Origin of the sequence: Polaribacter sp. AHE13PA (assembly GCF_019278505.1) — a bacterium.
Taxonomy (GTDB): domain Bacteria; phylum Bacteroidota; class Bacteroidia; order Flavobacteriales; family Flavobacteriaceae; genus Polaribacter.
Genome location: NZ_CP058985.1, coordinates 1566177 through 1592500 on the forward strand (window position 1 = coordinate 1566177; position 26324 = coordinate 1592500).

Annotated in this window: 25 protein-coding genes and 2 rRNA genes (1 of these 27 only partly in view); 18 read left to right on the top strand and 9 right to left on the bottom strand. The window is 30.0% G+C overall.

Annotation, left to right across the window (positions count from 1 at the left end; translation table 11 throughout):
* The first annotated feature begins 720 nt into the window (after positions 1–720).
* The 5 genes from H0I28_RS06870 (at position 721) to H0I28_RS06890 (ending at position 5727) form a co-directional block, all read left to right on the top strand.
* Complete coding sequence (locus H0I28_RS06870; protein WP_218730807.1) at positions 721–1302, top strand: non-canonical purine NTP diphosphatase; 582 nt, start codon at positions 721–723, stop codon at positions 1300–1302.
* Positions 1303–1414: 112 nt separating this feature from the next.
* Positions 1415–2443, top strand: a complete 1029-nt coding sequence (locus tag H0I28_RS06875; protein WP_218730808.1) for an iron ABC transporter permease — start codon at positions 1415–1417, stop codon at positions 2441–2443.
* Positions 2444–2492: 49 nt separating this feature from the next.
* A complete protein-coding gene (locus H0I28_RS06880; RefSeq protein WP_218730809.1) occupies positions 2493–3293 on the top strand; it encodes an ABC transporter ATP-binding protein in 801 nt (266 codons plus the stop codon).
* A 50-nt stretch (positions 3294–3343) separates the two neighbouring features.
* Complete coding sequence (locus H0I28_RS06885) at positions 3344–4375, top strand: M28 family metallopeptidase (protein ID WP_218761134.1); 1032 nt, start codon at positions 3344–3346, stop codon at positions 4373–4375.
* Between the two features lie 197 nt (positions 4376–4572).
* Entirely contained in the window at positions 4573–5727 is a 1155-nt protein-coding gene (locus H0I28_RS06890) for an iron-containing alcohol dehydrogenase (RefSeq protein ID WP_218730811.1), read from the top strand.
* A gap of 60 nt (positions 5728–5787) precedes the next feature.
* Here the strand turns inward: H0I28_RS06890 and H0I28_RS06895 are convergent, their stop codons facing one another.
* Entirely contained in the window at positions 5788–7134 is a 1347-nt protein-coding gene (locus H0I28_RS06895) for a lipopolysaccharide assembly protein LapB (protein WP_254712850.1), read from the bottom strand.
* A 218-nt stretch (positions 7135–7352) separates the two neighbouring features.
* On the opposite strand from H0I28_RS06895, the gene pyrR reads away from it, so the two are divergent.
* The 5 genes from pyrR to H0I28_RS06920 are packed head-to-tail and all read left to right on the top strand — an operon-like array spanning position 7353 to position 10441.
* Positions 7353–7892 carry a bifunctional pyr operon transcriptional regulator/uracil phosphoribosyltransferase PyrR gene (pyrR, locus tag H0I28_RS06900; RefSeq protein WP_218730813.1) on the top strand — a complete coding sequence of 180 codons (540 nt, stop codon included), beginning with the start codon at positions 7353–7355 and terminating at the stop codon, positions 7890–7892.
* Between the two features lie 2 nt (positions 7893–7894).
* Positions 7895–8824 carry an aspartate carbamoyltransferase catalytic subunit gene (locus H0I28_RS06905; protein WP_218730814.1) on the top strand — a complete coding sequence of 310 codons (930 nt, stop codon included), beginning with the start codon at positions 7895–7897 and terminating at the stop codon, positions 8822–8824.
* Between the two features lie 41 nt (positions 8825–8865).
* Positions 8866–9198: a hypothetical protein gene (locus H0I28_RS06910; RefSeq protein WP_218753731.1), complete on the top strand. Its 333-nt coding sequence runs from the start codon at positions 8866–8868 to the stop codon at positions 9196–9198.
* Between the two features lie 11 nt (positions 9199–9209).
* A complete protein-coding gene (locus H0I28_RS06915; RefSeq protein ID WP_218730816.1) occupies positions 9210–9530 on the top strand; it encodes a T9SS type A sorting domain-containing protein in 321 nt (106 codons plus the stop codon).
* A complete protein-coding gene (locus H0I28_RS06920; protein ID WP_218761137.1) occupies positions 9527–10441 on the top strand; it encodes a ribonuclease Z in 915 nt (304 codons plus the stop codon). The genes H0I28_RS06915 and H0I28_RS06920 overlap by 4 nt, the downstream gene beginning before the upstream one ends.
* Before the next feature lie 91 nt (positions 10442–10532).
* Here H0I28_RS06920 and H0I28_RS06925 read toward each other — a convergent pair whose 3' ends face one another.
* A complete protein-coding gene (locus H0I28_RS06925; RefSeq protein ID WP_218730818.1) occupies positions 10533–10895 on the bottom strand; it encodes a CoA-binding protein in 363 nt (120 codons plus the stop codon).
* Positions 10896–11174: 279 nt separating this feature from the next.
* On the opposite strand from H0I28_RS06925, the gene H0I28_RS06930 reads away from it, so the two are divergent.
* Together H0I28_RS06930 and H0I28_RS06935 are read left to right on the top strand one after the other, a co-directional pair.
* The gene (locus tag H0I28_RS06930; protein ID WP_218730819.1) at positions 11175–11750 is read left to right on the top strand and encodes a Crp/Fnr family transcriptional regulator; all 576 of its coding nucleotides are present in this window, start codon (positions 11175–11177) and stop codon (positions 11748–11750) included.
* A gap of 88 nt (positions 11751–11838) precedes the next feature.
* Positions 11839–12933, top strand: coding sequence for an alkene reductase (locus H0I28_RS06935; RefSeq protein WP_218761139.1), 1095 nt, complete (start codon positions 11839–11841; stop codon positions 12931–12933).
* 128 nt (positions 12934–13061) lie between these two features.
* Here H0I28_RS06935 and H0I28_RS06940 read toward each other — a convergent pair whose 3' ends face one another.
* Positions 13062–14069, bottom strand: coding sequence for a 3-oxoacyl-ACP synthase III family protein (locus H0I28_RS06940; protein ID WP_218761141.1), 1008 nt, complete (start codon positions 14067–14069; stop codon positions 13062–13064).
* Positions 14070–14249: 180 nt separating this feature from the next.
* Here H0I28_RS06940 and htpG point away from each other — a divergent pair, with 180 nt between their 5' ends.
* The 6 genes from htpG (at position 14250) to H0I28_RS06970 (ending at position 20084) form a co-directional block, all read left to right on the top strand.
* On the top strand, positions 14250–16154 hold the full coding sequence (gene htpG / locus H0I28_RS06945; protein ID WP_218761143.1) for a molecular chaperone HtpG: 1905 nt from the start codon (positions 14250–14252) through the stop codon (positions 16152–16154).
* 184 nt (positions 16155–16338) lie between these two features.
* Positions 16339–16686: a cupin domain-containing protein gene (locus H0I28_RS06950; RefSeq protein WP_218761145.1), complete on the top strand. Its 348-nt coding sequence runs from the start codon at positions 16339–16341 to the stop codon at positions 16684–16686.
* A gap of 278 nt (positions 16687–16964) precedes the next feature.
* Positions 16965–18050, top strand: a complete 1086-nt coding sequence (locus H0I28_RS06955) for a DUF4062 domain-containing protein (RefSeq protein WP_218761147.1) — start codon at positions 16965–16967, stop codon at positions 18048–18050.
* A 52-nt stretch (positions 18051–18102) separates the two neighbouring features.
* Complete coding sequence (locus tag H0I28_RS06960; protein ID WP_218761148.1) at positions 18103–18612, top strand: DUF3124 domain-containing protein; 510 nt, start codon at positions 18103–18105, stop codon at positions 18610–18612.
* Between the two features lie 38 nt (positions 18613–18650).
* Entirely contained in the window at positions 18651–19547 is an 897-nt protein-coding gene (locus H0I28_RS06965) for a neutral zinc metallopeptidase (protein WP_218730826.1), read from the top strand.
* 21 nt (positions 19548–19568) lie between these two features.
* The gene (locus H0I28_RS06970; protein ID WP_218753751.1) at positions 19569–20084 is read left to right on the top strand and encodes a GNAT family N-acetyltransferase; all 516 of its coding nucleotides are present in this window, start codon (positions 19569–19571) and stop codon (positions 20082–20084) included.
* Positions 20085–20157: 73 nt separating this feature from the next.
* On the opposite strand, the gene H0I28_RS06975 is transcribed toward H0I28_RS06970, so the two are convergent.
* From H0I28_RS06975 to H0I28_RS07000, 6 genes are all read right to left on the bottom strand, one after another.
* The gene (locus H0I28_RS06975; RefSeq protein WP_218730828.1) at positions 20158–20892 is read right to left on the bottom strand and encodes a hypothetical protein; all 735 of its coding nucleotides are present in this window, start codon (positions 20890–20892) and stop codon (positions 20158–20160) included.
* A 111-nt stretch (positions 20893–21003) separates the two neighbouring features.
* A complete protein-coding gene (locus tag H0I28_RS06980) occupies positions 21004–22326 on the bottom strand; it encodes a dihydrolipoamide acetyltransferase family protein (protein ID WP_218761149.1) in 1323 nt (440 codons plus the stop codon).
* Between the two features lie 421 nt (positions 22327–22747).
* A complete protein-coding gene (locus tag H0I28_RS06985; RefSeq protein WP_254712851.1) occupies positions 22748–23188 on the bottom strand; it encodes a DUF5362 family protein in 441 nt (146 codons plus the stop codon).
* A gap of 139 nt (positions 23189–23327) precedes the next feature.
* Positions 23328–24569: an ornithine--oxo-acid transaminase gene (gene rocD / locus H0I28_RS06990; RefSeq protein ID WP_218730830.1), complete on the bottom strand. Its 1242-nt coding sequence runs from the start codon at positions 24567–24569 to the stop codon at positions 23328–23330.
* 1302 nt (positions 24570–25871) lie between these two features.
* Positions 25872–25981 (bottom strand): 5S ribosomal RNA (gene rrf, locus H0I28_RS06995).
* A gap of 107 nt (positions 25982–26088) precedes the next feature.
* Positions 26089–26324: ribosomal RNA gene (locus H0I28_RS07000) — 23S ribosomal RNA — on the bottom strand; it runs 2649 nt beyond the window's last position.

Here is a 26324-nt window from a genome sequence, read left to right on the forward strand (position 1 = left end):
TATAAAGAAGGAGCAAGAATTAAAAAAAGTAAGGAATATAAACCGCTATCTGGTTTTAAAATCGATTGTAAACCTAAAACATAACTACCATGAAAAAAATAACGAAATGAAATTACACTTATAATTAAAACTAAAAAAAAATTACAAAATGGATTAGATCTATATGACCTAATCATTAAGGTAAGTATAACAAGCCCAATAATGCCTGTAAATAAAAATAAAAAGGCTTCGATCAAACTATTTGAGGTATTTTTATTTATCAAACCTACAAAAAATTAACTAATATTCTTTTAATTTTATTACTGATTCATTAAAATTCTTACTGATTTCATTAAAATGACTAGTCCTTAAATTTTTAAATGAAGTTTACATTATTTATTTATTCTAAGTTTGAGTTGGCATATGCAAACAAGAAAAAGAAGAAGAGTAAATAAACTTGTCAACGGCAATATATGTGTTTATAGAAAATTAAAAAGTAATTTTTATGAATTTGGGGGAATAATAAAATAGTTTCTTTTGATTTTTATGTAAACACATGTTGACAAGTTTTTTATACTTACCAAAAAAAAATCGTAACCTATAACTTTATTTTACACTTTTCACAAGAGCTCTTTCTGTTACAATAATTCCTTAATTTAAATTTTTACATTAATCAATTTCTATCGCAGAACTCTTTAAAATTTCACTGTTTAATTTCTTACATTTGCTAAAATGAAACAGATGAAATTAGTTTTCGCTACCAACAATTTAAACAAACTTGCTGAAGTTCAAGAAATGTTACCAGATTCAATACAATTATTGAGTTTAAAAGACATTAACTGTTTTGATGAAATAGAAGAAACAGAAACCACTTTAGAAGGAAACGCTAAATTAAAGGCAGATTATATTACCAAAAAATTCGGTTATAATTGTTTTGCTGATGATACCGGTTTAGAAGTAGAAAGTTTAAACGGAAAACCAGGTGTATATTCTGCACGTTTTGCAGGTGAGCCTTCTAATTCTGAAAACAATATGCAAAAATTATTGGTAGATTTAAAACCTACTGAAAATAGAAAAGCACAATTTAGAACCGCTGTTGCTTTAAACTTAAATGATGAAAATTTTCTTTTTGAAGGAATTTGCAAAGGAGACATTTTAGAAAAGAAACACGGAGAAAAAGGTTTTGGATATGACCCCATATTTAAACCAAAAGGTTATGAAAAATCTTTTGCAGAAATGACTTCAGAAGAAAAGAACACCATTTCTCATAGAGGAATTGCAATTCAGAAATTAGTAAAATTTTTATCAAAATATAATTATTAGAATCAAACTCTAGAACATTATCTTCAAGTTAAAAATATTTTAACTTGAAGATAAAAGCACAGCTTTAGAGAAGTTTAAGTAAGTTTAGACTGTGCACAACCAACAAGCATCAATGGAAAACAAATCATACACAAAACACTTCCTTTTTTTATCAATTTCACTGGTAGTTTTGTTCTTTTTGAATATCAGTTTTGGGTCTGTTTCTATTCCGTTTAAAGATATTTTCAACAGCCTTTTTGGTGGTAATGTAACCAAAGAAAGTTGGGAAACCATTATTGTTAATTTTAGAGTACCAAAAGCCATAACAGCTATTTTAGTAGGTTCTGGCTTGTCTATTTGTGGTTTACTCATGCAAACCTTATTTAGGAATCCTTTGGCGGGTCCTTTTGTATTGGGTATCTCTTCTGGAGCAAGTTTAGGAGTTGCTATTTTAATTTTAGGTTCTTCTGTTTTTGGTGGCTTTTTTCTAACAAGTTCTGTATCTAATTGGTCATTACCTATAGCTGCAAGTCTTGGTGCTTTTTTAGTTTTATCTGCTGTAATTATTGCTGCAAACAAAGTTAGAAACACTATGTCTATTTTAATAATTGGATTAATGTTTGGCTCACTAACATCTGCAGTTATTAGTGTTTTAGCTTACTTTAGTGAAGCAGCCCAAATACAGCAATACCTCTTTTGGAGTTTTGGAAGTTTGGGTAATTTAACTTGGAATGAAATTACGGTTTTTACTATTATTTATTGCATCGGAATTTTAGGAACTATTACCGTTATAAAACCTTTAAACAGTTTTTTATTAGGTGAAAATTACGCAAAAAGCTTAGGGGTTAATGTCAAAAAAAGCCGAAATATTATTTTACTAATTACCAGTGTTTTAACGGGTGTAATTACAGCATTTTCTGGACCAATTGCATTTGTAGGATTGGCAGTTCCGCACATTGCAAGAATGTTATTCTCTAGCTCTAATCATAAAATATTATTGCCAGCAGTAGCTATTATTGGTGCCATTGTTTTGTTAATTTGCGATGCCATAGCACAAATGCCTACAAGTGAATTTACATTGCCTATAAATGCAATTACATCTTTATTTGGTGCACCCATCGTTATTTGGTTGCTAATTAGAAAAAAGAGATTATTTGTTTAAAAGGATAAATTAATCCTAACCTTCCTTTTGGGAAGGATGTAGCTCATTTATGAATAAACAAGAAAATAAACATATCGTTTTAAAAACTGAAAATCTATCTATAGGTTATCAGCAAAAAAAGACCCCTAAAATTATTGCTTCAAACATCAATTTAGAAATTGAAAAAGGAAAATTAATAACGGTTTTAGGCAAAAACGGAATTGGAAAATCGACTCTTTTAAGAACACTTTCTAAGGTTCAGAAACCTATTTCTGGTGCTATATTTATTCATCAGAAAAACTTAAAAAACCTTACAGAAACCACACTTTCTACACAGTTAAGTTTAGTATTAACAGAGCGTTTACCAGAAAGCCAATTAACGGTTTACGAATTAATTGCCCTTGGTAGACAACCTTACACCAATTGGATTGATAAACTTTCTAGTAAAGACATCGAAAAAGTAGAAACTGCATTACAACAAACAGAAATAGAACATCTTAAAAATAATCGTTTTTATGAATTAAGTGACGGTCAATTACAAAGAGTTTTAATTGCACGTGCACTTGCACAAGATACCGATATTATTATTTTAGATGAGCCAACAGCCCATTTAGATATGCATCATACTATTAAAATATTTTCATTGTTAAAAAAGTTAGTTGCAGACACTCATAAAACCGTTATTATTTCTTCTCACGAAATAAACCTGTCTATTCAATTAGCCGATCAAGTAATGCTTTTAACAGAAAACACCGTTCATTTTGGTACGCCAACAGAATTGATAGCAACAAATGCTTTTGACACCCTTTTTCCTAAAGAACTTGTTAATTTTAACAAAACGTTACAACAATTTGTGATTAACAAAAGTTAAGTTTGATGTTTAATTTACAATCAACTTTATAATTTTTATTCAACCAACTCATGAAAAACACCTTTTACACTATTGGGCTATTCTTTTTAATAGCATGTAGCTCTAGTAAAATCACCACGCAAGAAGATTTAAATATCGATTATGCTGCAAAATATGCAGAATCAATTACGGCTGAAAACTTAAAAACACATTTATATATTTTTGCTTCAGATGAGTTTGAGGGAAGAAATACAGGTGAACCTGGACAAAAAAAAGCTATTAAGTATTTAAAAGACTTTTACGTAAGCCAAGGTATTGCTTCACCTTTAGGTGGTGATGATTATTTTCAGGAAGTTTCTGCAGAATTTTTAAATAAAAACTCTAGAAGAGGAAACTTAAAAGATTCTGAAAATGTTTTAGCTTTTATAAAAGGTACAGAAAAACCAGATGAAATTGTTGTTATTTCTGCACATTTAGATCATGAAGGAATAAAGAATGGTGTAATTTATAATGGAGCAGATGATGATGGTTCTGGTTCTATGGCTATTTTAGAAATTGCAGAAGCTTTTCAAAAAGCAGCTAAAGCTGGAAAAGGGCCTAAAAGATCTGTGTTATTTTTACATGTTACCGGAGAAGAAAAAGGCTTATTAGGTTCTAAGTACTATACAGAAAACCCTGTTTTTCCTTTAACAAATACCGTTTGTGATTTAAATATAGATATGATTGGTAGAGTTGATAAAGCACATACTTTAGATTCTAATTATGTGTATTTAATTGGTGCAGATAAATTAAGTACAGAGCTTCACGAAATTTCTGAAAAAGCAAATACAAAATATACCAATATTAATTTAGATTATAAATATAATGACGAAAATGATCCTAATCGTTTTTATTACAGATCAGATCATTATAACTTTGCAAAACACAATGTACCTGTAATATTTTATTTTAACGGAACTCATGAAGACTACCACAAGCCTTCTGATACTCCTGATAAAATTGAATATGACTTATTAGAAAAAAGAACGCGTTTAGTGTTTCATACAGCATGGGAAGTTGCCAATAGAGAAGCAAGATTAGTTGTTGATAAAGCTGGCAAGTAATACATTTTAGTCAATAAAAAATTAAGAAAACCTCACAATATTGTGAGGTTTTTTTGTATGCATAATTAATTTTTATTGATAACAAAATGAATCATGATAATAGTCATATCTAAAAACTTATATAACCGCTAATTTTGCGAACAGAAAAACAGTGTAAAAACACCGATTTTTATTAACTACAACTAAACAAACTAAAAATGTTACAAAACAGAAGAATTTACTTACCACCATTAAGTTTAATTGGCCCAGGAGCGTTAAACGATTTAGGAGAAGAATTAAAAAGCTTACCTTACAAAAAAGCACTTTTTGTAACTGACGAGGTTTTAGTGAAAATTGGTGTTGCTCAAAAAATTATTGATGTAATGGAAGCTTCAGAGGTTGAAGTAGTCCTTTTTGATAAGGTTCAGCCAAACCCTACTTGCCAAAATGTAAACGCAGGTTTAGAATTGTTAAAAGACAATTCATGTGATTTTATCTTGACGCTAGGAGGCGGTTCTCCACAAGATTGTGGTAAAGCTATTGGTATTTTAGCAACAAATGGTGGAGATATTAAAGATTACGATGGTATTAATATATCAAAAAAAGCAGCATTACCAATTGTAGCAATTAATACAACTGCTGGTACTGCGAGTGAGGTTACTATTAATTATGTGATTACCGATGCGGAACGTCATATTAAAATGGTGATGGTCGATAAAAATTGTTTAGTTTCAATTGCTGTAAACGATCCAGAATTAATGATTGGTATGCCTGCAGGTCTAACCGCAGCAACAGGTATGGATGCCTTAACACATGCTATTGAAACGTATGTTACTAAAGGAGCTTTTGGTTGGTCTGATGCTTTGGCATTAGAGGCTATTAAATTAATTTCACAAAGTTTAGAAATAGCTGTTGTAGATGGTAAAAATATCGAAGCAAGAAGCAAGATGGCTTGGGGTCAGTTTATTGCTGGTCAAGCTTTTTCAAATGCTGGTTTAGGTTATGTGCATTCTATGGCACATCAACTAGGTGGTATGTATAATTTACCTCATGGTGTTGCTAATGCAATTCTATTACCACATGTAGAAGCTTTTAACCTACCTGCTTGTGCACATAAATTAAAAAGAGTAGCAAGAGCTATGGGAGTTGGTGTATTAGAAATGAGCGATACACAAGGTGCTAATGCTGCTATTTCTGCTATAAAAGCCTTATCTAAATCTGTTGGAATTCCTTCTGGATTAAAAGAATTAGGTGTTAAAGAAGAAGATTTTGCAGAAATGGCTAAAAATGCTTTAGCAGATGTTTGTACAGGAGGAAACCCTAGAGAAGTTACACTAGAAGATACTATTGCAATTTATAAATCAGCAATGTAATTTTTTTTTAAAATAATATTTAAAAACCTCACAATATTGTGAGGTTTTTAATTTTAGAACTTATTCCGTCGCTTTTTTATAATCAACTAAAAGCTTTTGTACTTTTTTATCATCATAGACAATTGGGTACAATTCTTTTAAAATAATATTATAATCGTAATCTATTTTTAAAGCAGTAATTAAGTGGTCAAATCCGTATTTTTCTTTATTCAGAATAAAAAATAAGCCTGCTAATCTATATTCTATTTCAGCAGCATCTTTGTAAAATTTTTGTGCTTTAATTAAAGTACTTATTGCATCGTTAAATTCACCTAAAAAAGATAATACATCCGTTAGACCAATAAAAACCTCTAAGTCAGTATCATTTAAACTTAAACATTTTACATAACCAACTACCGCTTCTTCATAGAAATTAAGTCTTAAATTAATTTCAGCATATCGTCTCCAATACAAAAAATTGTCCTCTTCAATTTTTAACGCCTTAGAAATATAATAAGCTGCTTTCTGATAGTTTTCATCTAAGAATGATAAATTAGCCAGTGACACCCAACCTTTATCTAATAATGGATCTTCATGTACCGCTTTTTTATAAAATGAAATAGCTTCATCTAAATTTAATAATTTTTCATAGCACTCACCTATCCTAAGACACACAAAAGCAGTTGCATCATCTAATTCTAAGGTAATTAAATAATTATCTATAGCTTCTTTATAACGCCCTAGTTGCTCTAAGGTTTTTGCTTTTTCTAAATAACCCCCAATAAAAGATTCATCAATTAAAACAGCATATTCAAAAGACATCAATGCTTTTTCAAACATTTCTAAAATAAAATACTGCCTTCCTAATTGATGCCAAGCAACTTCACAATATGGATTTATTTCTACATAACTGTTTAAATAGGTAATTGCTTCTTCATGTTTAGCCTCCATATCGAAACAATAGACAACATTATATAAGGCAGAATAATCTTCAAAATCTACTTCTACACACTTTATAAACGTAGAACGTGCATTATTAAAGTCGTCTAAATACAAATATTCCATGCCTAAAAGAGACCAAACATCTACTTTATCATCTGTAAAAGTCAACGCTTTTTTTAATAATTCTATAGACTCTTTATGGTTTCCTTGTTTAGAACTGATGGTTGCTTTTTGTATAAAAACTTCATCATTATTAGGCTCTAAACGCTCAATTATTTTTAATAATATGGATGCTTTATCTAACTCATCTTCAAAAACATAAATTTCTACTTGTAGTAATTTTAAATCTACAGAAGCAGGGTGTTGTTGCAATCCTAATTTTACTGCTTTTTTAGCCAAAGCATGTTTACCAGCATCTAAATAATGTACAATTATTTCTTCAAACTCAACCAGATCAAAAAAATAAACTGCGTTGGTTTTAAGCATGGATTCAAACTTTAAGAGGGACATAACTATTAGTTTTGAATTAGTATATTAAAGGTACTATAACTCCTAGTTCCCATTTAATTTAGGTTATTTTTTTTTTAACAATTTAGTTAACATTAAAGTGATTTCGTTTTTAGTTGCTATAAATTTTGCACATACATTTATTTACAGTAATTTTGATTTTCAATAACTATCAAGCTAAATTGATAGCTTTTCTTATGAGCAAAAAAAACTTACTTAACTCAAAGGATATTGAAATAATTTTACATCGATTGGCTTGTCAGTTAATCGAAAATCATAACGATTTTTCTAATACCGTATTAATTGGTTTACAACCTAGAGGTAGTTTTTTGGCTAATAGATTAGCCGATTTATTAAAAAATACCTACAACGTTAAAAACTTAAAATTAGGATTATTAGATATTACCTTTTACAGAGACGATTTTAGAAGAAGAGATGCACCTTTAGCAGCTACAGCTACTAAAATGGACTTTATAATTGAAGGTAAAAATGTAGTAATTATTGACGATGTTTTGTTTTCTGGTAGAAGTATTAGAGCTGCATTAACTGCAATGCAAGCCTACGGCAGACCAGAAAATATTGAGCTATTAGTATTAATAGACAGACGTTTTAGTAGACATTTACCAATTCAGCCAAATTATAGAGGCCGTCAAGTAGATGCTATTAACCATGAAAAGGTATTAGTTACCTGGAAAGAAACACATAAAAAAGACGCAGTTTACATAGAATCAAAATAATTATGTCAGAATTAAGTGTAGAACATTTATTAGGAATTAAGTATCTAAAAGAAACTGATATTGATCTTATTTTTAGAACTGCAGATCATTTTAAAGAGGTAATTAACAGACCTATTAAAAAAGTTCCTTCTCTTAGAGATATTACTATTGCTAACTTGTTTTTTGAAAACAGTACGCGTACAAAACTAAGTTTCGAATTGGCAGAAAAAAGGCTTTCTGCAGATGTAATTAACTTTTCTGCAGGACAATCTTCTGTAAAAAAAGGAGAAACTTTAATTGATACTGTAAACAATATATTGGCAATGAAAGTTGACATTGTTGTTATGCGACATGCAAGTGTTGGTGCTGGAGTTTTTCTATCTAAACATGTAGATGCTAAAATTATTAATGCTGGAGATGGAACGCATGAACATCCAACACAGGCTCTTTTAGATTCTTATTCTATTAGAGAAAAATTGGGTAGTGTAAAGGGCAAAAAAATTGTTATTGTAGGTGATATCTTACACTCTAGAGTTGCATTATCTAACATTTTTGCGCTGCAATTACAAGGTGCTAAAGTAAAGGTTTGTGGTCCTACAACCCTTATTCCTAAATACATTTCTAGTTTGGGTGTAGAAGTAGAAACCAATCTTAAAAAAGCTTTAGAATGGTGTGATGTTGCCAATGTTTTACGTGTTCAAAATGAAAGAATGGATCTTAAGTACTTTCCTTCTACCAGAGAATACACGCAACTTTTTGGTATAAATCAGGAGATTCTAGATAATTTAGACAAGAAAATTGTAATCATGCATCCAGGACCTATAAATCGTGGTGTAGAAATAACAAGTGAGGTTGCTGACTCTAATCAATCTATTATTCTAAACCAAGTAGAAAACGGAGTTGCCGTAAGAATGGCCGTTATTTATTTATTAGCACAACAGGTTAAAAGATAAATATAAACGCGGTTTACAATTCGTGTACTAAATCTGTAAACATGAAAATAGACAAAAAAGATACATATACACTTATTACAAGTGATGAAAAGTCATTCTCTGAATTCTATAATTCTTTCTTAATTGAAGAAGAAAAAAGATCTAAAGAGCATATTATTATACAAATTTCAGATAACATTAACGCTTCAATAAAAGATTTTTCACTATTTTTGAGAATAGCAGCTCAAAAAAAGGAAAATGGCACATCATTTGTATTAGTAAATTCTAGTATTAATATAGACGATTTTCCAGACCACTTCAACATTACACCTACCTTACAAGAAGCAATAGATGTAATAGAAATGGAAGCTATGGAAAGGGAACTAGGATTTTAAACAAGAAGCAAATGGTAAAAAAACTACTTTTTATTTTATTTTTATGTTACACTACAATAGGTATTTCTCAAGAAACATCTATAGATCGTTTATCTGCTGCGCCTAATCCATTTACAAATTCTACCAAAATTAGTTTTTCATCAGATGCTAACAAGACTGTTTATTTTACTGTTAAAAATGTTTTAGGAAAAACGGTATATAGAAAAAGTATTCAGATTAAATCTGGTAAAAATAACATTCCTTTTTATAAAGATAATTTAGCTACAGGTATGTACATTTATAGTATTCAGGACAATAAAAAAACCATCTCTAAACGATTTGTTATTAGATGAGTATAGCACTAACTATTTTAGGATGCCATTCTGCAACTCCTAGAAAAAACGCTTTTCCTACTTCTCAATATTTAGAAATTAACAACAGTCATTTTTTGATTGATTGTGGAGAAGGTACGCAGCGTCAAATGAGAAAATATAAAGTAGGTTTCTCTAAAATAAATCATATTTTTATTACGCATTTACATGGTGATCATTTTTATGGTTTGGTTGGCTTATTAGCTACTTTCGGTATTTTAAACAGAGAAAAAGAACTCCATATTTATGGACCAAAAGGTATTAAAGAAGTTACTTTATTACAATTGAGAGTTTCTCAATCTCACGCTAAATATAAAATGATTTTTCATGAATTAACTTCAAAAGAAAGTCAACTTATTTTTGAAGATGATAAAGTTTCTGTAACTACAATTCCTTTAAATCATAGAGTTTATACAAATGGTTATTTGTTTACAGAAAAGCAAAAACCAAGAAAATTAAACATGTTAAATATTAGCGGATATCCAGATATTGATAAAGCTGATTATTTAAATATTAAAGCAGGTAAAGATGTTGTTTTACCTTCTGGAGAAATTGTTTCTAATTTAGAATTAACTATTCCGGCAGACAAATCTTTAAGTTTTGCTTTTTGTAGCGATACTAGTTATAAACCAGACATTGTACCTATTATAAAAGATGTAGATCTATTGTACCATGAAGCTACCTTTTTAGCAGATAGAGAAGATTTGGCAAAAAAGACAAAACACGCAACAACAAAACAAGCTGCTGAAATTGCCAAACAAGCCAATGCTAAACAGTTAATAATTGGACATTATTCTGGTAGATATAAAGATATTAACGTTTTTAAAGCCGAAGCACAAGAAATATTTAAAAACACTAACCTAGCAGAACCAGGAAAAGTATTTAAAGTATAATTAATAAGTAAATTGAATTGGTTTTCTAAATTTATTAGAAAATAAAATATTTTGAAAAGGGAAGTTTAACTTTACCAATTCAATTTACTTTTTAATATTGCCCCATGCTCAACATTACTAATGTACAAGCAACTTCTACCGCTATAGAATTCTCTTCTAAAAGCTTTACAAATTCTCCATTTTCAGAACCAGGATTAAAAATTACCCTTCTAGGTTTTAATCCAATTATATAGTTATAGTATTCTTCTTGATTTTTTGGATTTAGATACAAAGTAACCGTATCAATATTATCAAACTCTTTTTTTTCGGTTTCAATGACAACACCTAAAACGGTTCCTTTTCTTATGCCTAAAGCAGCAACTGGTATTTCTTTATCTACAAGTCTTTTTATAGCAATATTAGAATATTTGTTAGGATTTGTTGATGCGCCAAGAACTAATGTTACATTTTTCATTCTGTTAATTTACGTTAAACAAATTTAATATCATAACAAATATAAACCAATCGATTAATAAAAGCTAGTAATATTAGAAATCCATTATACCTATTTAACTTCATTTTTCTAAAAACACAAAAACAGTAAATAAAATCTTAATTAACAAGAAACATAAAATAACAATAGATTTCATTGCTTAAAATAAGGTTCTAATTTCCCGTTAAAAAATACTTTCATATCATAATAAAAGACAAAGTTTCACTTTAATTAAGTAATCATTTTTAGCATCTTTGTAACATGTATCAAACTATAACAAATCATATCAATAATCATATTACTCCAACAACTATTGATTTGCAATTGTTTAATGCCATTTTAACGGAAACATCTATACCAAAAGGTCAGTTTTTACTATTACCAGGCACCATTGTAAAGCACGAATACTTTGTAATAAAAGGATGTTTAAAAGCTTATTATATGGATGATAAAGGGAATAGGCATATCATACAATTTGCTATAGAAAATTGGTGGGTAGGAGATTTTGATGCATTTTATAATCAAACACCTTCCATATTACATATAGAAGCTATAGAAGACTCTAAATTACTATCTATAAGCTATGACAATCTTCAAAAAATTTATGATGAGGCACCTATTTTTGAACGTTACTTTAGAATTTTAACCACAAAGGCATTCATCGCGCAGCGAAAAAGAATTTTATCTACATTAGAAAAAAACACCCAAGAACGTTATCTAGAATTTTGCTCCTCTTACCCAAATATAGAAGATAGAGTACCTAATTACGATATTGCAAATTATTTAGGTGTTTCTCCAGAAAACTTAAGCCGTGTAAGGCGACAACTAAAAAGTTAAATCTTTCTTAATTGATCTAAGTCAATAATATTAGCTTTCTATTCCTTTAATTTTGTGTAGATTTAACAATATAAAAAGTCAACATAAAATGAGCAAGCAACAATTATTAACTCCATATAATAAAAATATTAATCTAAAAAACAGGGTCGTAATGGCTCCCATGACACGTAGTAGAGCAAATAACGAAGGCAATGTAGCTACGAACGAATTACATGGTTTATATTACGAGCAACGTGCTTCTGCAGGTTTAATTATTACAGAAGGATCGCAGGTATCTAAAGATGCAGTTGGTTATATTCATACTGCAGGAATATATTCTGATGAACAGGTAGAAGGTTGGAAAAAAGTAACCAAACGTGTACATGACAAAGGAGGAAAAATCTTTATACAGTTATGGCATGTTGGTAGAATATCTCATCCAGATTTTCATAATGGTGAATTACCTCTTTCAGCATCGGCCATAAACCCAAACGCACAATCTTTTACGCCAGAAGGTTTTAAAGATACGGTTATACCAAAAGAAATGACAGTTGAAGATATTAAAACTACGGTTAACGATTTTAAAAATGCAGCTGCAAATGCAGTAAAAGCAGGTTTTGATGGCGTAGAAATTCACTCTTCTAATGGTTATTTATTTCATCAATTTTTTACAAACTGTTCAAATAAAAGAACAGATGATTATGGTGGAAATACAACAAACAAAACCCGTTTCTTTTTTGAAGTTTTAGATGCAATGAAAGAAGTAATTCCTCAAGAAAAAATAGGGGTACGTTTCAATCCTTCTCTAAACGGTTTGTTTGGCATCAATTTAGACGAAGAAACCATACCAACTTTTGAGTATATTATTAAAAAACTAAATGATTATAATTTAGCATACGTTCATCTTTCAGAACCTTTTACAGATGTTTCTGATGTTCCTTTTGCTGTTACTGAAATTGCAAAACATTTCCGTCCGTTATATAATGGAACGCTAATGATTAACACTTCGTTTGATAAAGAAAAAGGAAATAAAGTACTTGAAGATGGAGATGCTGATTTAGTGGCTTATGGTAAACCTTTTATTTCTAACCCAGATTTAGTAGAACGTTTTGAAAACAATTTAGAACTAGCTGAGTGGAATCAAGATACTTTTTATACTCAAGGACCTAAAGGTTATACAGATTACCCTAAAGCGAATAACTAAGTAGTTTTTTTAAAAAAAATAGTTTTTAATACTGTTTTAGAAACTATAATAAACAACAAATGCCAATATAAGTTTATATTGGCATTTGTTGTTACTTAAAATTTGGATTGTTATTTGCGACTAAATTATTACCATCTAATAATTACACTTCCCCAAGTAAATCCACTTCCAAAAGCAGCTAAAACAACTAAATCGTTGTCTTTTATTTTACCTTCTTCCCAAGCTTCGGTTAACGCAATAATTACAGAAGCAGCAGTTGTGTTTCCGTATTTTTGAATATTATTAAAAACCTTGTCATCAGACAATTTAAACTTCTTTTGTATAAACTGTGCGATACGTAAATTTGCCTGATGCGGAATTAACATATCAATATCTTCTTTCTCTAACTTATTTGCTGCTAAACCTTCTACAATTGCTTCAGAAAAACGTGTTATGGCGTGTTTAAAAACAAACTGACCATTCATGTAAGGAAAGTATGAAACATCATCCGGATCATTTCTTTCAATAATTCCTGGAACCCATTTTCCGGTAGACGGACCTTCTAAAACCAATTCTTTTGCATGTTTTCCTTCCGAATGTAAATGAGTAGATAAAATTCCTTTTCCTGCTTCTTCACTTCTAGAAAGCACAGCAGCTCCTGCTCCATCACCAAAAATAACCGAAATATTTCTTCCTCTTGTAGATTTGTCTAATCCTCCAGAATGATTTTCAGCACCAATTACCAAAACATTTTTATACATTCCTGTTTTAATAAATTGATCTGCAACAGACATCGCATAAATAAAACCAGAACATTGGTTACGTACATCTAATGCAGGAATTGTTCCCATATCTAACATTTCTTGCACTTGCACACCACCTCCAGGAAAATACATATCCGGACTTAAAGTTGCAAATACAATAAAATCGATATCATCTTTTGTTAACCCAGCTCTTTCAATTGCTATTCTAGATGCTTTTGCCCCCATAACTGCCGTTGTGTCTTCTGTTTTTGGGTCTATCCAACGTCTTTCTTTAATTCCTGTTCGTTCTTGAATCCATTCATCTGAAGTTTCCATAAACTCTTTTAAGTCGTTATTGGTAACAACATTCTCTGGAACATAATACCCAAGTCCCGTTATTTTTGAATTATACATAATTATATATTGTTTTTTTGATTTTTTGCAAACTCTTAATACGTAAAAGTACTAATTTATAAAAATAAACGAAAGAGTTGTCATTAAAATAATATTTATGTCATCTTGTCATAAAATTCTCTTTGGTATTTTTTTTGAATAACCTTTATCAGAATAATAAATTAATAAAATAAACATAAAATGGCAAAAGGAAATATTAATGTATCAGTAGAAAATATTTTTCCACTAATTAAAAAATTCTTGTACTCAGATCACGAAATCTTTTTACGTGAATTAATTTCTAACGGAACAGATGCAACTTCTAAACTAAAGCATTTAATTGCTATTGGTGAAGCTAAAACTGAATTAGGTGATGCTAAAATTGAAATCAGCATAGATAAAGAGGCTAAGACAATTACTATTAAAGATCAAGGTTTAGGAATGACTGCAGATGAAGTTGAAAAATACATCAACCAAATTGCATTTTCTGGAGCTGAAGAGTTTTTAGACAAATATAAAGACAACGAAGCTGGTATTATTGGTCATTTCGGACTAGGTTTTTACTCTGCTTTTATGGTTGCAGAAAAAGTAGAATTAATTACAAAATCTTTTAAAGATGAGCCTGCTGCACATTGGACTTGTGATGGTTCACCAGAATTTACACTAGTAGAAAGCGATAAAGCAGACAGAGGAACTGAAATTATTTTACATGTTGCAGAAGATTCTTTAGACTTCTTAGAAGAAAGTAAAATTGGTGGTTTATTAAACAAATACAACCGTTTTAACCAAGTGCCAATTAAATTTGGAACAGAAGAAATTAACGATCCTGAGTTTACACCTGCAACTACAACAGATGCTGATGGGAAAGAAACTACAGAGCCTCATAAAAAAATTACAGTTGATAATATCATCAACAACACAGAACCTGCTTGGACAAAAGCGCCTGCAGATTTAAGTGATGAAGATTATGAAAACTTCTACAGAGAATTGTATCCAATGCAATTTGAAGAGTCATTATTCCACATTCATTTAAATGTTGATTATCCTTTTAACTTAACAGGTATTTTATTTTTCCCTAAGTTATCTACGTCAATGGATATGCAAAAGGACAAAATTCAATTATACCAAAACCAAGTTTTTGTAACGGATAATGTAGAAGGAATTGTTCCTGATTTCTTACAAATGCTAAAAGGTGTTATCGATTCTCCAGACATTCCATTAAACGTTTCTCGTTCTGGTTTACAGGCAGACGGAGCTGTAAAGAAAATTTCTGGTTACATTACTAAAAAAGTAGCCGATAAATTATCTTCTATATTCAAAAAAGACAGAGCAGATTTTGAAACAAAATGGAATGATATTAAAGTAATTATTGAGTACGGAATGTTGTCTGAAGATAAATTCTTTGACAAAGCGAAGAAATTTGCATTGTACCCAACAGTTGCAGACACATATTTTACGTTTGATGAATTAATTGAAAAAACAAAAGATTCTCAGACTGATAAAGAAGGAAATCACGTTATTTTATATACATCAAACAAAGAAGCACAACACAGTTATATTCAAGATGCAACAGCAAAAGGATATGAAGTATTGTTATTAGATTCTCCTATTATTTCTCATTTAATGCAGAAATTAGAAGGTGGTGATGCTAAAGTAAAATTCTCTAGAGTAGATGCAGATCACGTAGATAATTTAATAAAGAAAGACGATAACGTAATTTCTAAATTATCTGAGGATGAAATTGCAACTTTAAAACCAATTATTGAAGGTGCCGTAAATTCTAAAACATATACGGTTCAATTAGAAGCGATGGATTCTGCTTCTTCTCCGTTTATGATAACAGTTCCAGAATTTATGCGTAGAATGAAAGAAATGCAAGCTTCTGGTGGTGGTGGAATGATGGGAATGGGTAATTTCCCAGACATGTATAACTTAGTTGTTAATACAAACAGCCCGTTAGTTGCTGATATTTTAAATAATAAAGATGAAGCTGCTCAGAAAGGTTTAATTTCTCAAGCTTTTGATTTAGCTAAATTATCTCAAAACCTTTTACATGGTGAAGAGTTAACAAACTTTATAAAACGTTCTTACGCGTTAATCAAGTAATAAAACGTCATTACGAATGAGGAACGAATGAAGTAATCTGTTTCTTTAAATTTACAGATTACTTAGTACCTTGCAATGACTTATAAGACCAAAACCTCTTTGTGTATTCAGAGAGGTTTTTTTGTTTTAAAACAACTATGAACTTTAAATGCTTTTGTAAATTAGACAGACTATTTAATCAATTATGAAACTCGTACATACAAATACATTACCAGAAATAGGCACAAGTCACGATGAAAATGTTAAGAAAAAAGTATTTATAGAAAGAGGAGAAATTCCTCAATTAATGATGTTTGGTTCTGCAACTTTTACTCCTGGTCAATCTGTAGAAACACATAAACACGATACGATGTACGAAGTTTTTTATATTCAATCTGGTAAAGCAGAGTTTATTGTGAATGACAAAAAAATGATTGTAGTTCCTGGAGATTGTATCACAATTGAACAAGGAGAATTACACTCCATGAACAATCCTTTTTTAGAAAATGTAACTTGGGTTTATTTTGGAATTGCTACAAACAAGCAAGGCTAATTTTAAAGATTCCTTTTAGCTTTTAAAAATACGCTTTCTTAACCATCATAAAGCTGCTTTAAAAATCTACTTTGTAAATTCTAAGTCATTTTTTTCTGATTAAAATTGTAACTAAACTTAACTTTTTTTACTGCTGATAAAAACCACAAACCTCACTATTCATTCAGTGAGGTTTTTTGTTTGATTTTGTCAGGAAAAAAGGGTAAATTCGTTTAACTTCTTATAAAATGAATTGAAATTTATTTTATTATTGCCATTAATACAAAAGAAACGAGAAAATGAAACCAAACATATTTATTAGCTCTACAATTAATGATTTGACTCATCTTCGAGATTCAATAAGAGATTTAATATCTGAACTCGGATATAATCCAATAATGAGTGAATATGGAGATGTCGGATATTTACCATCTGAATCTGCTGAGGATTCTTGTTATTTAGCTATGAAAGATTGTCAAATGTCAATAATGATTATTGGAAAAAGATATGGCTCTATTTCAGAAAATGGTTTGAGTATAACTCATAATGAATTTAAAACAGCACGAGAACGAAAAATACCTGTAATATTTCTGGTCAATGAAGAAGTTTTATCTTTTAAACGTGTTTTTGAAGCGAATGAAAAGGGAATTCAAATGAATTTCCCAGGAATGGAAAATCCAAGTCAAATTTTTGAATTAATTAGAGAATTTTCTGAATCTAAATACAATAATGGATTAATAGCTTATACAAATGTTCAATCAGCAAAAAAGAATTTAAAACAACAATTGGCTCATATAGTTGGAGATTTATTAAAAAGAAAATTTGACCCTGTACAAAGTGAAATAAAAGATATACTATCTGAAATAACAACTTTAAGACACCTTTTATTAAAGAATGAACAAGAAATAGCACAACAGTTTTCAGTTGCGTTTAGATTTTTATTAAATGAAGAAAATGATTACTTAAGAGACGTATCAGAAACCATTTCCGGTTCTTTAGAAAAAGCAGTTACAGAACTTTTAAAACATAATTCATTTAAATCATATTTAGAATTCAAAAATGTTCAAGTTTCTGAAATGGACACAAAAACTGCCCAAGAAAAATTGAGTACGAAAAAGTCTACAGAAGACTTTAAAAGTAACGGGCTTATTAAAATTAATTACTCTGGTTTACCATTCGAAACATCAAGAAATAGAGCTTCAATTGGAGGAGAACCAAACTATGATGTTAAACCTATATCAAAAGAAGATTCTCGAGTGATTTTTGGTTTTGGAAAAAAAATAATTTTAGCAAATTATAATGCAATTATTCTTTTGAATGCTATGTATGACAAATTGAAAAAAACAATTGAAAAAAATACTAGTAGTAATACAAAGTATAATTAATTACTCGTAAAAACTAGTTAAACGAACTACTTCAATTTTCCAAAATAATAAAATGAAAAATTACAATTTACTAATCATCCTAAGCCTACTACTTTTAAGCTGTAATAAAGAGAAAGAAGTAAGCTCTGTAGATTTTAAAAATTGGTCTAAAAGACACTTAGCAATAAACACAAAAGATTCTTTAGAGTACGGTAAATCTTACTTGTCTGTATATTCACAAATTTACAGTGTATCAGAACATAAAACCCATAGTTTAACTGCTATGGTTAGTTTGCGGAATACAAGTGACACAGACACTATCTATTTATTAAAAGCAGAGTATTACGATACAAAAGGTAAATCTGTTCGTTCTTATTTTGATAAAACAATCTTTTTAGCTCCTTTAGAAACTACAGAAATAATCATTGATGAAGTAGAAAAAAATGGAGAAACCGGTTCTAATTTTATTTTCGAATGGAAAATACCTAAAGATTGTCCAGAACCTTTATTTGAAGGAATCATGAATTCTACCAAAGGACAGCAAGGTTTATCTTTTACGACACAGTCTAGAAGAATTAAATAAAAATAAATAGTAAATTTATCTTTTTAAAATGATATTTTATGAAGTGGAAAGGAAATAGAAAAAGTTCTAATGTAGAAGACAGAAGAGGCGCCTCTTCTGGAGGGAGTTCTGGTGGTTTAGGAAGTTTAAGTCCTATGATAATTGGACTTCTATTAAAACTAGTAACTTCTAAAAAAGGATTAATTATTGTTGGTATTGTATTAGCTGTCATGTATTTTACAGGCAATAATCCTTTAAACTTTATTACAGGAAATACTGGGAATCAAATAGAATCTTCAACTACCTACAAAGGAACAGCTAAAGAAAATGAGTTAGCAGAATTTAGTAACCAAGTTTTAAGAAGTACAGAAGATGTTTGGAACCAAATTATACAAGATTATAGAGAACCTACTTTAGTTCTTTTTACAGGCTCTGTGAATTCTGCTTGCGGAAGTGCTTCTAGTGCAACTGGTCCTTTCTATTGTCCTGGTGATGAAAAACTATACATAGATTTAAGTTTTTTTGAAGAAATGGAAAGAAACTTAAATGCTCCTGGAGATTTTGCGCAAGCGTATGTAATTGCACATGAAGTTGGTCATCACATTCAAACCATTACAGGTATCAGTAAAAAAGTACAAGCTTTACGCGGTAAAGTGAGTCAAACAGAATATAACAAATACTCTGTTATGTTAGAATTACAAGCAGATTTTTACGCTGGTGTTTGGGCGCATCATTCTCAAAAAGATAATTTAATTTTAGATGACAATGATTTAGAAGAAGCGTTAAACGCAGCAAATGCTATTGGAGACGATCGTTTACAAAAACAATCTACAGGACGCGTTGTACCAGACTCTTTTACCCACGGAACTTCTGCGCAAAGAATGCGTTGGTTTAAAAAAGGTTTTGACACTGGTGATGTTAACCAAGGTGATACTTTTAGTGCAAGTTCTTTATAACTTTTAATTTATTACTCCTATATGATTTCAATTAAAAAAGCAGCTTTAGAAGATGTTAAAGCATTAGCAAAAGTTGGTGAAAAGGCATTTTTTGTTCCACATAAAGAAGCTATCTCTAAGGAAATGATGGATGCTTATATTAGTACTAGTTTTAATGAGCAAAACTTAATTGAAGAGATAACCAATAAGAAGTTTCAATATAATTTAATTTTTAAAGGTGATGTTTTAGCTGGTTATTCTAAGATTATTATCAATTACAAAAACGAAAACATAAAGGAAACCAATGTTACAAAAATGGAACGTTTGTACTTATTGGAAGAGTTTTATGGTGCAGGTTTAGGTAAACAATTATTTACACACAATTTAGAGTTAGCCAAACAACAAAATCAAAAAGGTATTTGGTTGTATGTATGGGTAAAAAACTACAAAGCAATCGATTTTTACAAAAAAGCAGGCTTTAAAAAAATAGCAGATTATGATTTTCCTGTTTCTAAAACAGAAACGAGACCTAATGATGTTTTTTATTTAGAGTTTTAAGATTATAATAACCTCATAAAAAAAGCTTCAGAATACATATCTGAAGCTTTTTTATTTCCTTAAAATAAGAAGGTTATTTTTTAACCATTGTCATTGTAATTTTAGACTTCAATTCTTGTCCGCTTACAGACATATTCATATCAATTGTAGAGTTTTCAGGAATTCCAGAAGCTTTATCAATATTCATATTTCCAGAAATTTTTCCTGTTGCCATACCAGAAACATCACCAGATAAGTCTAAAACAACTTTATCACTTGATATTGACTTTACAGTATATAAAAAATCCATTTTCATACCTTTTTCTTCTTTAGTCATTGTCCAAGTACTACCAACACTAACAGCTTCTGTAGGATACACAACATTACTAGATTGTTTTGCCATATCTTCTACTCCAGGGATACTTGGCTCTACTTTTACTTCTAAAATTTCACCTAAGTTATTTCCTTTAGCATAAATAAGAGCACTTAACATTGGTCCCATTTGAGCTTTCATCATCTTACCAGTATCATCTAACTCTTCATCACTTTTAGTAGAATCAAAACTCATTGCTTGTCCACCTTGTAACATGTCCATAGTCATTTTAGTGAATTTCATTTCACTATCATAAGTATCATCCTTTACATCTAAAACTTTTATATCCATATTAATAAGCATTCCCATAGACATTACAGTTCCCATTTCTTGAGAAATGTTCATTTCAACATCATAAGTAGCTCCTTTTTCATAGTTTAATCTAAGTAATGCAGCATCTTGCGCTAAGCTTAAGTTTGCAGAAATAGCTAGAAATAAAATTAACAATTTTTTCATTTTTTAAAATTTAGTTTTATAATTATTTATATACAACGAATATAATATTTTGAAACAAAAAAACGCTCACAAATTGTGAGCGTTTTTAGTATAATTGTATTTATTTTAAAACTAGAAGTCTTGGTTTATGTCCCAAGCTTCTAAAATATCTTTTAAAGTTTTAATAAACATACCACCTAAAGCACCATTTACAACTCTATGATCATAAGAATGTGATACAAACATTTTTTGTCTAATTCCTATAAAATCACCTTCTGGAGTTTCTATAACCGCCGGCACTTTTCTAATAGCTCCTAAGGCTAAAATAGCAACCTGTGGTTGATTGATAATTGGTGTTCCCATAATAGAACCAAAACCACCAACATTTGTAACTGTATAAGTTCCTCCTTGTATATCATCTGGCTTTAAAGCATTATTTCTTGCTCTATTAGCTAAATCATTAACTGATTTGGTAATTCCTACCAAACTAAGTTGATCTGCATTTTTAATGACAGGAACAATTAAGTTTCCATCTGGTAACGCAGCAGCCATTCCTAAATTTATATTTTTCTTTTTAATAATGGTATCACCATTAACAGCAATATTAATTAAAGGATATTTTTTAATTGTAGTAGCAATTGCTTGCATAAAAATTGGTGTGAAAGTTAATTTCTCTCCTTCTCTTTTAAAGAAAGCATCTTTAACCTTATTTCTCCAATTTACAATATTGGTTACATCAATTTCTATAAATGATTGTACATGTGCAGAAGTCTGTATAGAATCTACCATGTGCTTAGAAATCAATTTCCCCATTCTACTCATTTCTATTATTTCATCTTCTCCATTTACAGAAATTGGTGCTGCTTTAGCAACCGTTTTCTCTATTTTTTTAGGAGCTTCAGCTTTAACAGGAGCTTCTGATGGTGTTTCTTTAATAACTTCACCTCTATTTTCTATATAAGAAAGGATGTCTTCTTTAGTAACTCTATCATCTTTACCCGAACCAGAAATAGATTCTAATTCGCTCATAGAAATACCTTCCGTTTGTGCAATATTTCTAACCAAAGGTGAATAAAACTTACCAGAATCAGAAACTTTAGCAATTGGTGTAGAAACGGTGTCAACAGCTTTTTCAATCGTTTTTTCTATCTCTTCCACTGGAGACTTTTCTGCATTTCCAGATGCAGCAACTGGTTCTGTACCAGAACCTTCTCCTTCTATTTCTATAATTGCAATGGTTGCTCCAACAGCAACAACATCATCTTTTTCAAATAAAATTTCTATTAATGTACCAGCAACTTCAGAAGGAATTTCTGAGTCTACTTTATCTGTAGCAATTTCTACCACAGCTTCATCTAATTCAATGGTATCTCCAACTTCTTTTAACCAAGAAGTTATCGTTGCTTCTGCAACACTTTCTCCCATTTTAGGTAATTTCAATTCAAATCTCGCCATTTTATCTAATTTTTCAGTATGCAAAAGTACTAAAAATCGTTGATTTTTTAGTGTTTTTAATCTAATAAAAAAATGAAACTACAAAACAAACTTTACATTATCCATAATAAAACTTATTTTAAATTTAATTTTGATGAATTTAATGTAACAAAAAATTAATTTTAATATATTTTACACAATATTGATTACCAATACAACTTTTATTTATGTAAACATAAAATAGGTAATCAACTTAAACAAGCTACTTTAAAAAGTTAAGTAATTAAAGATTATAATAGTATCCATAAGTTTTAAGAGAAACAAAAGAAATAAAAATGATCTTTAGCTATATAAATGTCCTTTTTAAATTTATAGATTTCCGATAATATTTAATTTCAACATTTAGATAATTCAAGAAACATAAAAATTTAAAAATACAATTCTAAAGTCCACCAAAAACAGCAACAACAATTAACAAAGCATATAAGGACATGGTTATAATAGTAAAAACTCCTATAAACTTATAGTGAGATTTTAACATCTCAAAAGCTTTAGCTAAAGTTTCATCATTTTTTGTAGATAATGCAGTTTTCATTTTATTAGAGAATTGTAATAAGTAATACACCGGAAAAAAATAAATAATGGCTAGTACCAAATAAGTTACTGTCATTGTTAATCCTAAACTCGCAGGCATACCAGGTTGCATTTTACCTGCCAATTCGAAAATAGTTGTAGCAAAAACAGCAAAAACAAGCATGATTGCAATTAAGATAAAACCAATAATTGACAAGAATTTTGCCCATTTAGCTGTTTCTTTTAAAAAATTCTTAGAAGCCTTAGTTATTGTAAGCTGTTCTAATTGAGTAATAGGATTGTGTATCATAAAATGAATTGTAAGGTTTCGTTTTTCAAAAATAAACAAAAAAATGAAGCCACGAATTCACAATTAAAAATTTGTGTATTCGTGGCTATAATAATATTTAAAAAATCATTCCTTTTTAGGAATAACTAATTATATTAAGTTATTTAAATTCAGAAATTGTATTTTTAATAATTGAAATACAATCCATTAATTGTGCTTTATTCATCACCAATGGTGGTGCAAAACGGATAATATTTCCATGAGTAGGTTTCGCCAATAAACCATTCTCTTTTAATTTCATACAAATATCCCAAGCTGTAGAACTATCTTCAGAATCATTAATTAAAATTGCATTTAACAAACCTTTTCCTCTAACCGATTCTACTAAATGGTTGTTTTTACAAAACTCAGTTAATTCAGCTCTAAATATAATACCTAAAGCTTCTGCATTTTCCGCTAAGTTTTCTTCAGCAACAACTTCTAATGCCGCAATTGCAACAGCTGCCGCCACAGGGTTTCCTCCAAATGTAGAACCATGATTACCAGGTCCAATAACATCCATAATATTATTATTCGCTAAAACAGCCGAAACAGGATATGCACCACCACTTAACGCTTTACCTAAAATTAAAATATCTGGTTTCACATTCTCATGATCAACTGCCAACATTTTACCAGTTCTTGCAATTCCTGTTTGCACTTCATCTGCAATAAAAAGAACATTATACTCAGCACACATTTTTTTAGCCGCAGCCAAATATCCTTCAGAAGGTACATAAACACCAGCTTCACCCTGTATTGGTTCTACCAAAAAAGCCGCAATATTGTTACTACTTTCTAAAACCTCTTGTAATTCTTGTAAATTATCATATTCAATTTTGAGGAAACCTTTCGTGTAAGGACCAAAATTCTTTCTAGCAACAGGATCATTAGAAAACGAAATAATAGTAGTTGTTCTACCATGAAAATTATTCTCACAAACAATAATCTCCGCCTTATTCTCTTTAATTCCTTTTACTTCATATGCCCATTTTCTAGCAATTTTTAAAGCAGTTTCAACCGCTTCAGCACCAGTATTCATTGGTAATAATTTGTCAAAACCAAAAAGTTCTGTAGCAAATTTCTCATACTTACCCAATACATCATTATAAAATGCACGCGAAGTTAAAGTCAAGGTTTTAGCTTGATTCACCATTGCATCAACAATTTTCGGATGACAATGACCTTGATTTACAGCAGAATATGCTGATAAAAAGTCATAATATTTTTTTCCTTCTGCATCCCAAACATAAACACCTTCACCCCTACTTAAAACCACAGGAAGTGGATGATAATTATGTGCTCCATATTTGTTCTCTAATTCAATCGCTTCTTTCGAAGTTAATTTGTCTAAAACAGTCATTTTTTTTCGTTTTAAATGTTTATAATAAAATAACCATTCCTGTTCTACCTTTATCTTTTCAGCAAATACTGAAAACTCAGCGTGGGAAAGAAATCATCCCCGAAGTTTAGCAAAAGTAATCAATTAATAACTTACCTTAAAAATTATTTGGGCGTTACCTAAAGGTCGTGCTTTACACTATATCTTTTTTGTATATAGTTTATAAAAAACATACGTCTGGTAATTATTTTATTTCATTACTAATAACAACAGTTGTCAAAAAAGGATGCCGTTTCAATCACTAACGCAAAAAGATATTGAAAATTTATAATAAGTGTTTGAAAATGGAAATTAACAAAGTTATTCATTATAATGTTAAAAGTTAATTTGTCATTTCGACTTTTTAAGAAGAATCACATTAAGAATGTTAAGCATAGTATTATCAATTAAATGAAATATCATAGTTAGTACTCTTTTGTAATGATTTCACACACTGCCAGTCAAAACCTTTACGTTTAGTAAAATAAACCAAGGCTATTGATTCCAATATTAACCCCAATTTGTCTTTTCTACCTTTTAGGGGAGAAATCGCATAAGGTTTAGTAATTATTGTGTTATCACTGTTATGGGATTTCTCCTAGCTTCGAAATCATAATTTAGATAATTTTATCTAATGCATAGATTACAAAAATGACAACCATTAAGATTTAGCTTGTGCTCGTTTATAACAAGTACAAATACTTCAATATAAAATCATTAACTTTATAAGATTGACTAAGACTATCCACTCAAAGCTTTACTCCCAATTTGTCTTTTCGACTTTTTAGGAGAAATCACATAAAAAAATAAAGTATTGTGTAACCAAGCATATGAGATTTATCCTAAAATTTAAATGACAACTTAGAAGATTTCATCTAATGTTCAGATTACAAAAATGACTATGATTTAAGTTTAGAAAGAAAAGAGATTTTCTAAAATAAGTTGAAATTAACAAAAGTGACAAGGATTAAGAATTCGCGACTGCTCGTTGCTAAGGAGTACACAATACCAAACTAAACCTTTACGGTTAGTACAATAAACCAAGGCTTAATCTTCAAATATTTACACCTAATTTATCATTTCAACCTTTTGTAAGGAATCACCCAACAATATAAAGTAGTGTATGATCAAGAGTATGAGATTTTTACTACCATCAAATGATAAGTTAAATGATTTTATGTAATTCATAGATTACAAGACCATAACAAACCTTTGAGTTTATTACAAAAAAAAACCTCAATTCATAAGAATTGAGGTTTAGAATCTTGAATATTCAAGATTAAAGAAAGGCGGCGACCTACTCTCCCACATAAATGCAGTACCATCGGCGCGATTGGGCTTAACTTCTCTGTTCGAGATGGGAAGAGGTGAGCCCCAATGCTATAACCACCCTAAAATTTTCAGCTAAATAATTTTAACTGTATAAGTTAACATATGGTAAAATAATATCTAAATCGTCTAATAAATAAAGAGGTTCTGCTCCCGCCTTTCGGCGGGAAGCGTACATAAGTCTATGGGTTATTAGTATCACTTGGCTATGACATTACTGCCTTTACACCTATGACCTATCAACGTTGTAATCTCCAACGACCCTTTAAAGAAATCTCATCTTGTGGTGGGTTTCGCGCTTATATGCTTTCAGCGCTTATCCCTTCCCGACGTAGCTACCCTGCTATGCTTCTGGCGAAACAACAGGTACACTAGAGGTCAGTCCAACTCGGTCCTCTCGTACTAGAG

Bases quoted from the DNA above. Each gene is read 5' to 3' on its own strand.
- H0I28_RS06905 (WP_218730814.1), top strand. From the start codon at position 7,895: ATGTCAGAATTAAGTGTAGAACATTTATTAGGAATTAAGTATCTAAAA.
- H0I28_RS06890 (WP_218730811.1), top strand. From the start codon at position 4,573: ATGTTACAAAACAGAAGAATTTACTTACCACCATTAAGTTTAATTGGC.
- H0I28_RS06880 (WP_218730809.1), top strand. From the start codon at position 2,493: ATGAATAAACAAGAAAATAAACATATCGTTTTAAAAACTGAAAATCTA.
- H0I28_RS06870 (WP_218730807.1), top strand. From the start codon at position 721: ATGAAATTAGTTTTCGCTACCAACAATTTAAACAAACTTGCTGAAGTT.
- H0I28_RS06965 (WP_218730826.1), top strand. From the start codon at position 18,651: ATGAAGTGGAAAGGAAATAGAAAAAGTTCTAATGTAGAAGACAGAAGA.
- H0I28_RS06940 (WP_218761141.1), bottom strand. From the start codon at position 14,069: ATGTATAATTCAAAAATAACGGGACTTGGGTATTATGTTCCAGAGAAT.
- H0I28_RS06895 (WP_254712850.1), bottom strand. From the start codon at position 7,134: ATGCTTAAAACCAACGCAGTTTATTTTTTTGATCTGGTTGAGTTTGAA.
- H0I28_RS06935 (WP_218761139.1), top strand. From the start codon at position 11,839: ATGAGCAAGCAACAATTATTAACTCCATATAATAAAAATATTAATCTA.
- H0I28_RS06975 (WP_218730828.1), bottom strand. From the start codon at position 20,892: ATGAAAAAATTGTTAATTTTATTTCTAGCTATTTCTGCAAACTTAAGC.
- H0I28_RS06925 (WP_218730818.1), bottom strand. From the start codon at position 10,895: ATGAAAAATGTAACATTAGTTCTTGGCGCATCAACAAATCCTAACAAA.
- htpG (WP_218761143.1), top strand. From the start codon at position 14,250: ATGGCAAAAGGAAATATTAATGTATCAGTAGAAAATATTTTTCCACTA.
- H0I28_RS06910 (WP_218753731.1), top strand. From the start codon at position 8,866: ATGAAAATAGACAAAAAAGATACATATACACTTATTACAAGTGATGAA.
- H0I28_RS06985 (WP_254712851.1), bottom strand. From the start codon at position 23,188: ATGATACACAATCCTATTACTCAATTAGAACAGCTTACAATAACTAAG.
- H0I28_RS06915 (WP_218730816.1), top strand. From the start codon at position 9,210: ATGGTAAAAAAACTACTTTTTATTTTATTTTTATGTTACACTACAATA.
- H0I28_RS06930 (WP_218730819.1), top strand. From the start codon at position 11,175: ATGTATCAAACTATAACAAATCATATCAATAATCATATTACTCCAACA.
- rocD (WP_218730830.1), bottom strand. From the start codon at position 24,569: ATGACTGTTTTAGACAAATTAACTTCGAAAGAAGCGATTGAATTAGAG.
- H0I28_RS06970 (WP_218753751.1), top strand. From the start codon at position 19,569: ATGATTTCAATTAAAAAAGCAGCTTTAGAAGATGTTAAAGCATTAGCA.
- pyrR (WP_218730813.1), top strand. From the start codon at position 7,353: ATGAGCAAAAAAAACTTACTTAACTCAAAGGATATTGAAATAATTTTA.
- H0I28_RS06960 (WP_218761148.1), top strand. From the start codon at position 18,103: ATGAAAAATTACAATTTACTAATCATCCTAAGCCTACTACTTTTAAGC.
- H0I28_RS06955 (WP_218761147.1), top strand. From the start codon at position 16,965: ATGAAACCAAACATATTTATTAGCTCTACAATTAATGATTTGACTCAT.
- H0I28_RS06980 (WP_218761149.1), bottom strand. From the start codon at position 22,326: ATGGCGAGATTTGAATTGAAATTACCTAAAATGGGAGAAAGTGTTGCA.
- H0I28_RS06875 (WP_218730808.1), top strand. From the start codon at position 1,415: ATGGAAAACAAATCATACACAAAACACTTCCTTTTTTTATCAATTTCA.
- H0I28_RS06920 (WP_218761137.1), top strand. From the start codon at position 9,527: ATGAGTATAGCACTAACTATTTTAGGATGCCATTCTGCAACTCCTAGA.
- H0I28_RS06885 (WP_218761134.1), top strand. From the start codon at position 3,344: ATGAAAAACACCTTTTACACTATTGGGCTATTCTTTTTAATAGCATGT.
- H0I28_RS06950 (WP_218761145.1), top strand. From the start codon at position 16,339: ATGAAACTCGTACATACAAATACATTACCAGAAATAGGCACAAGTCAC.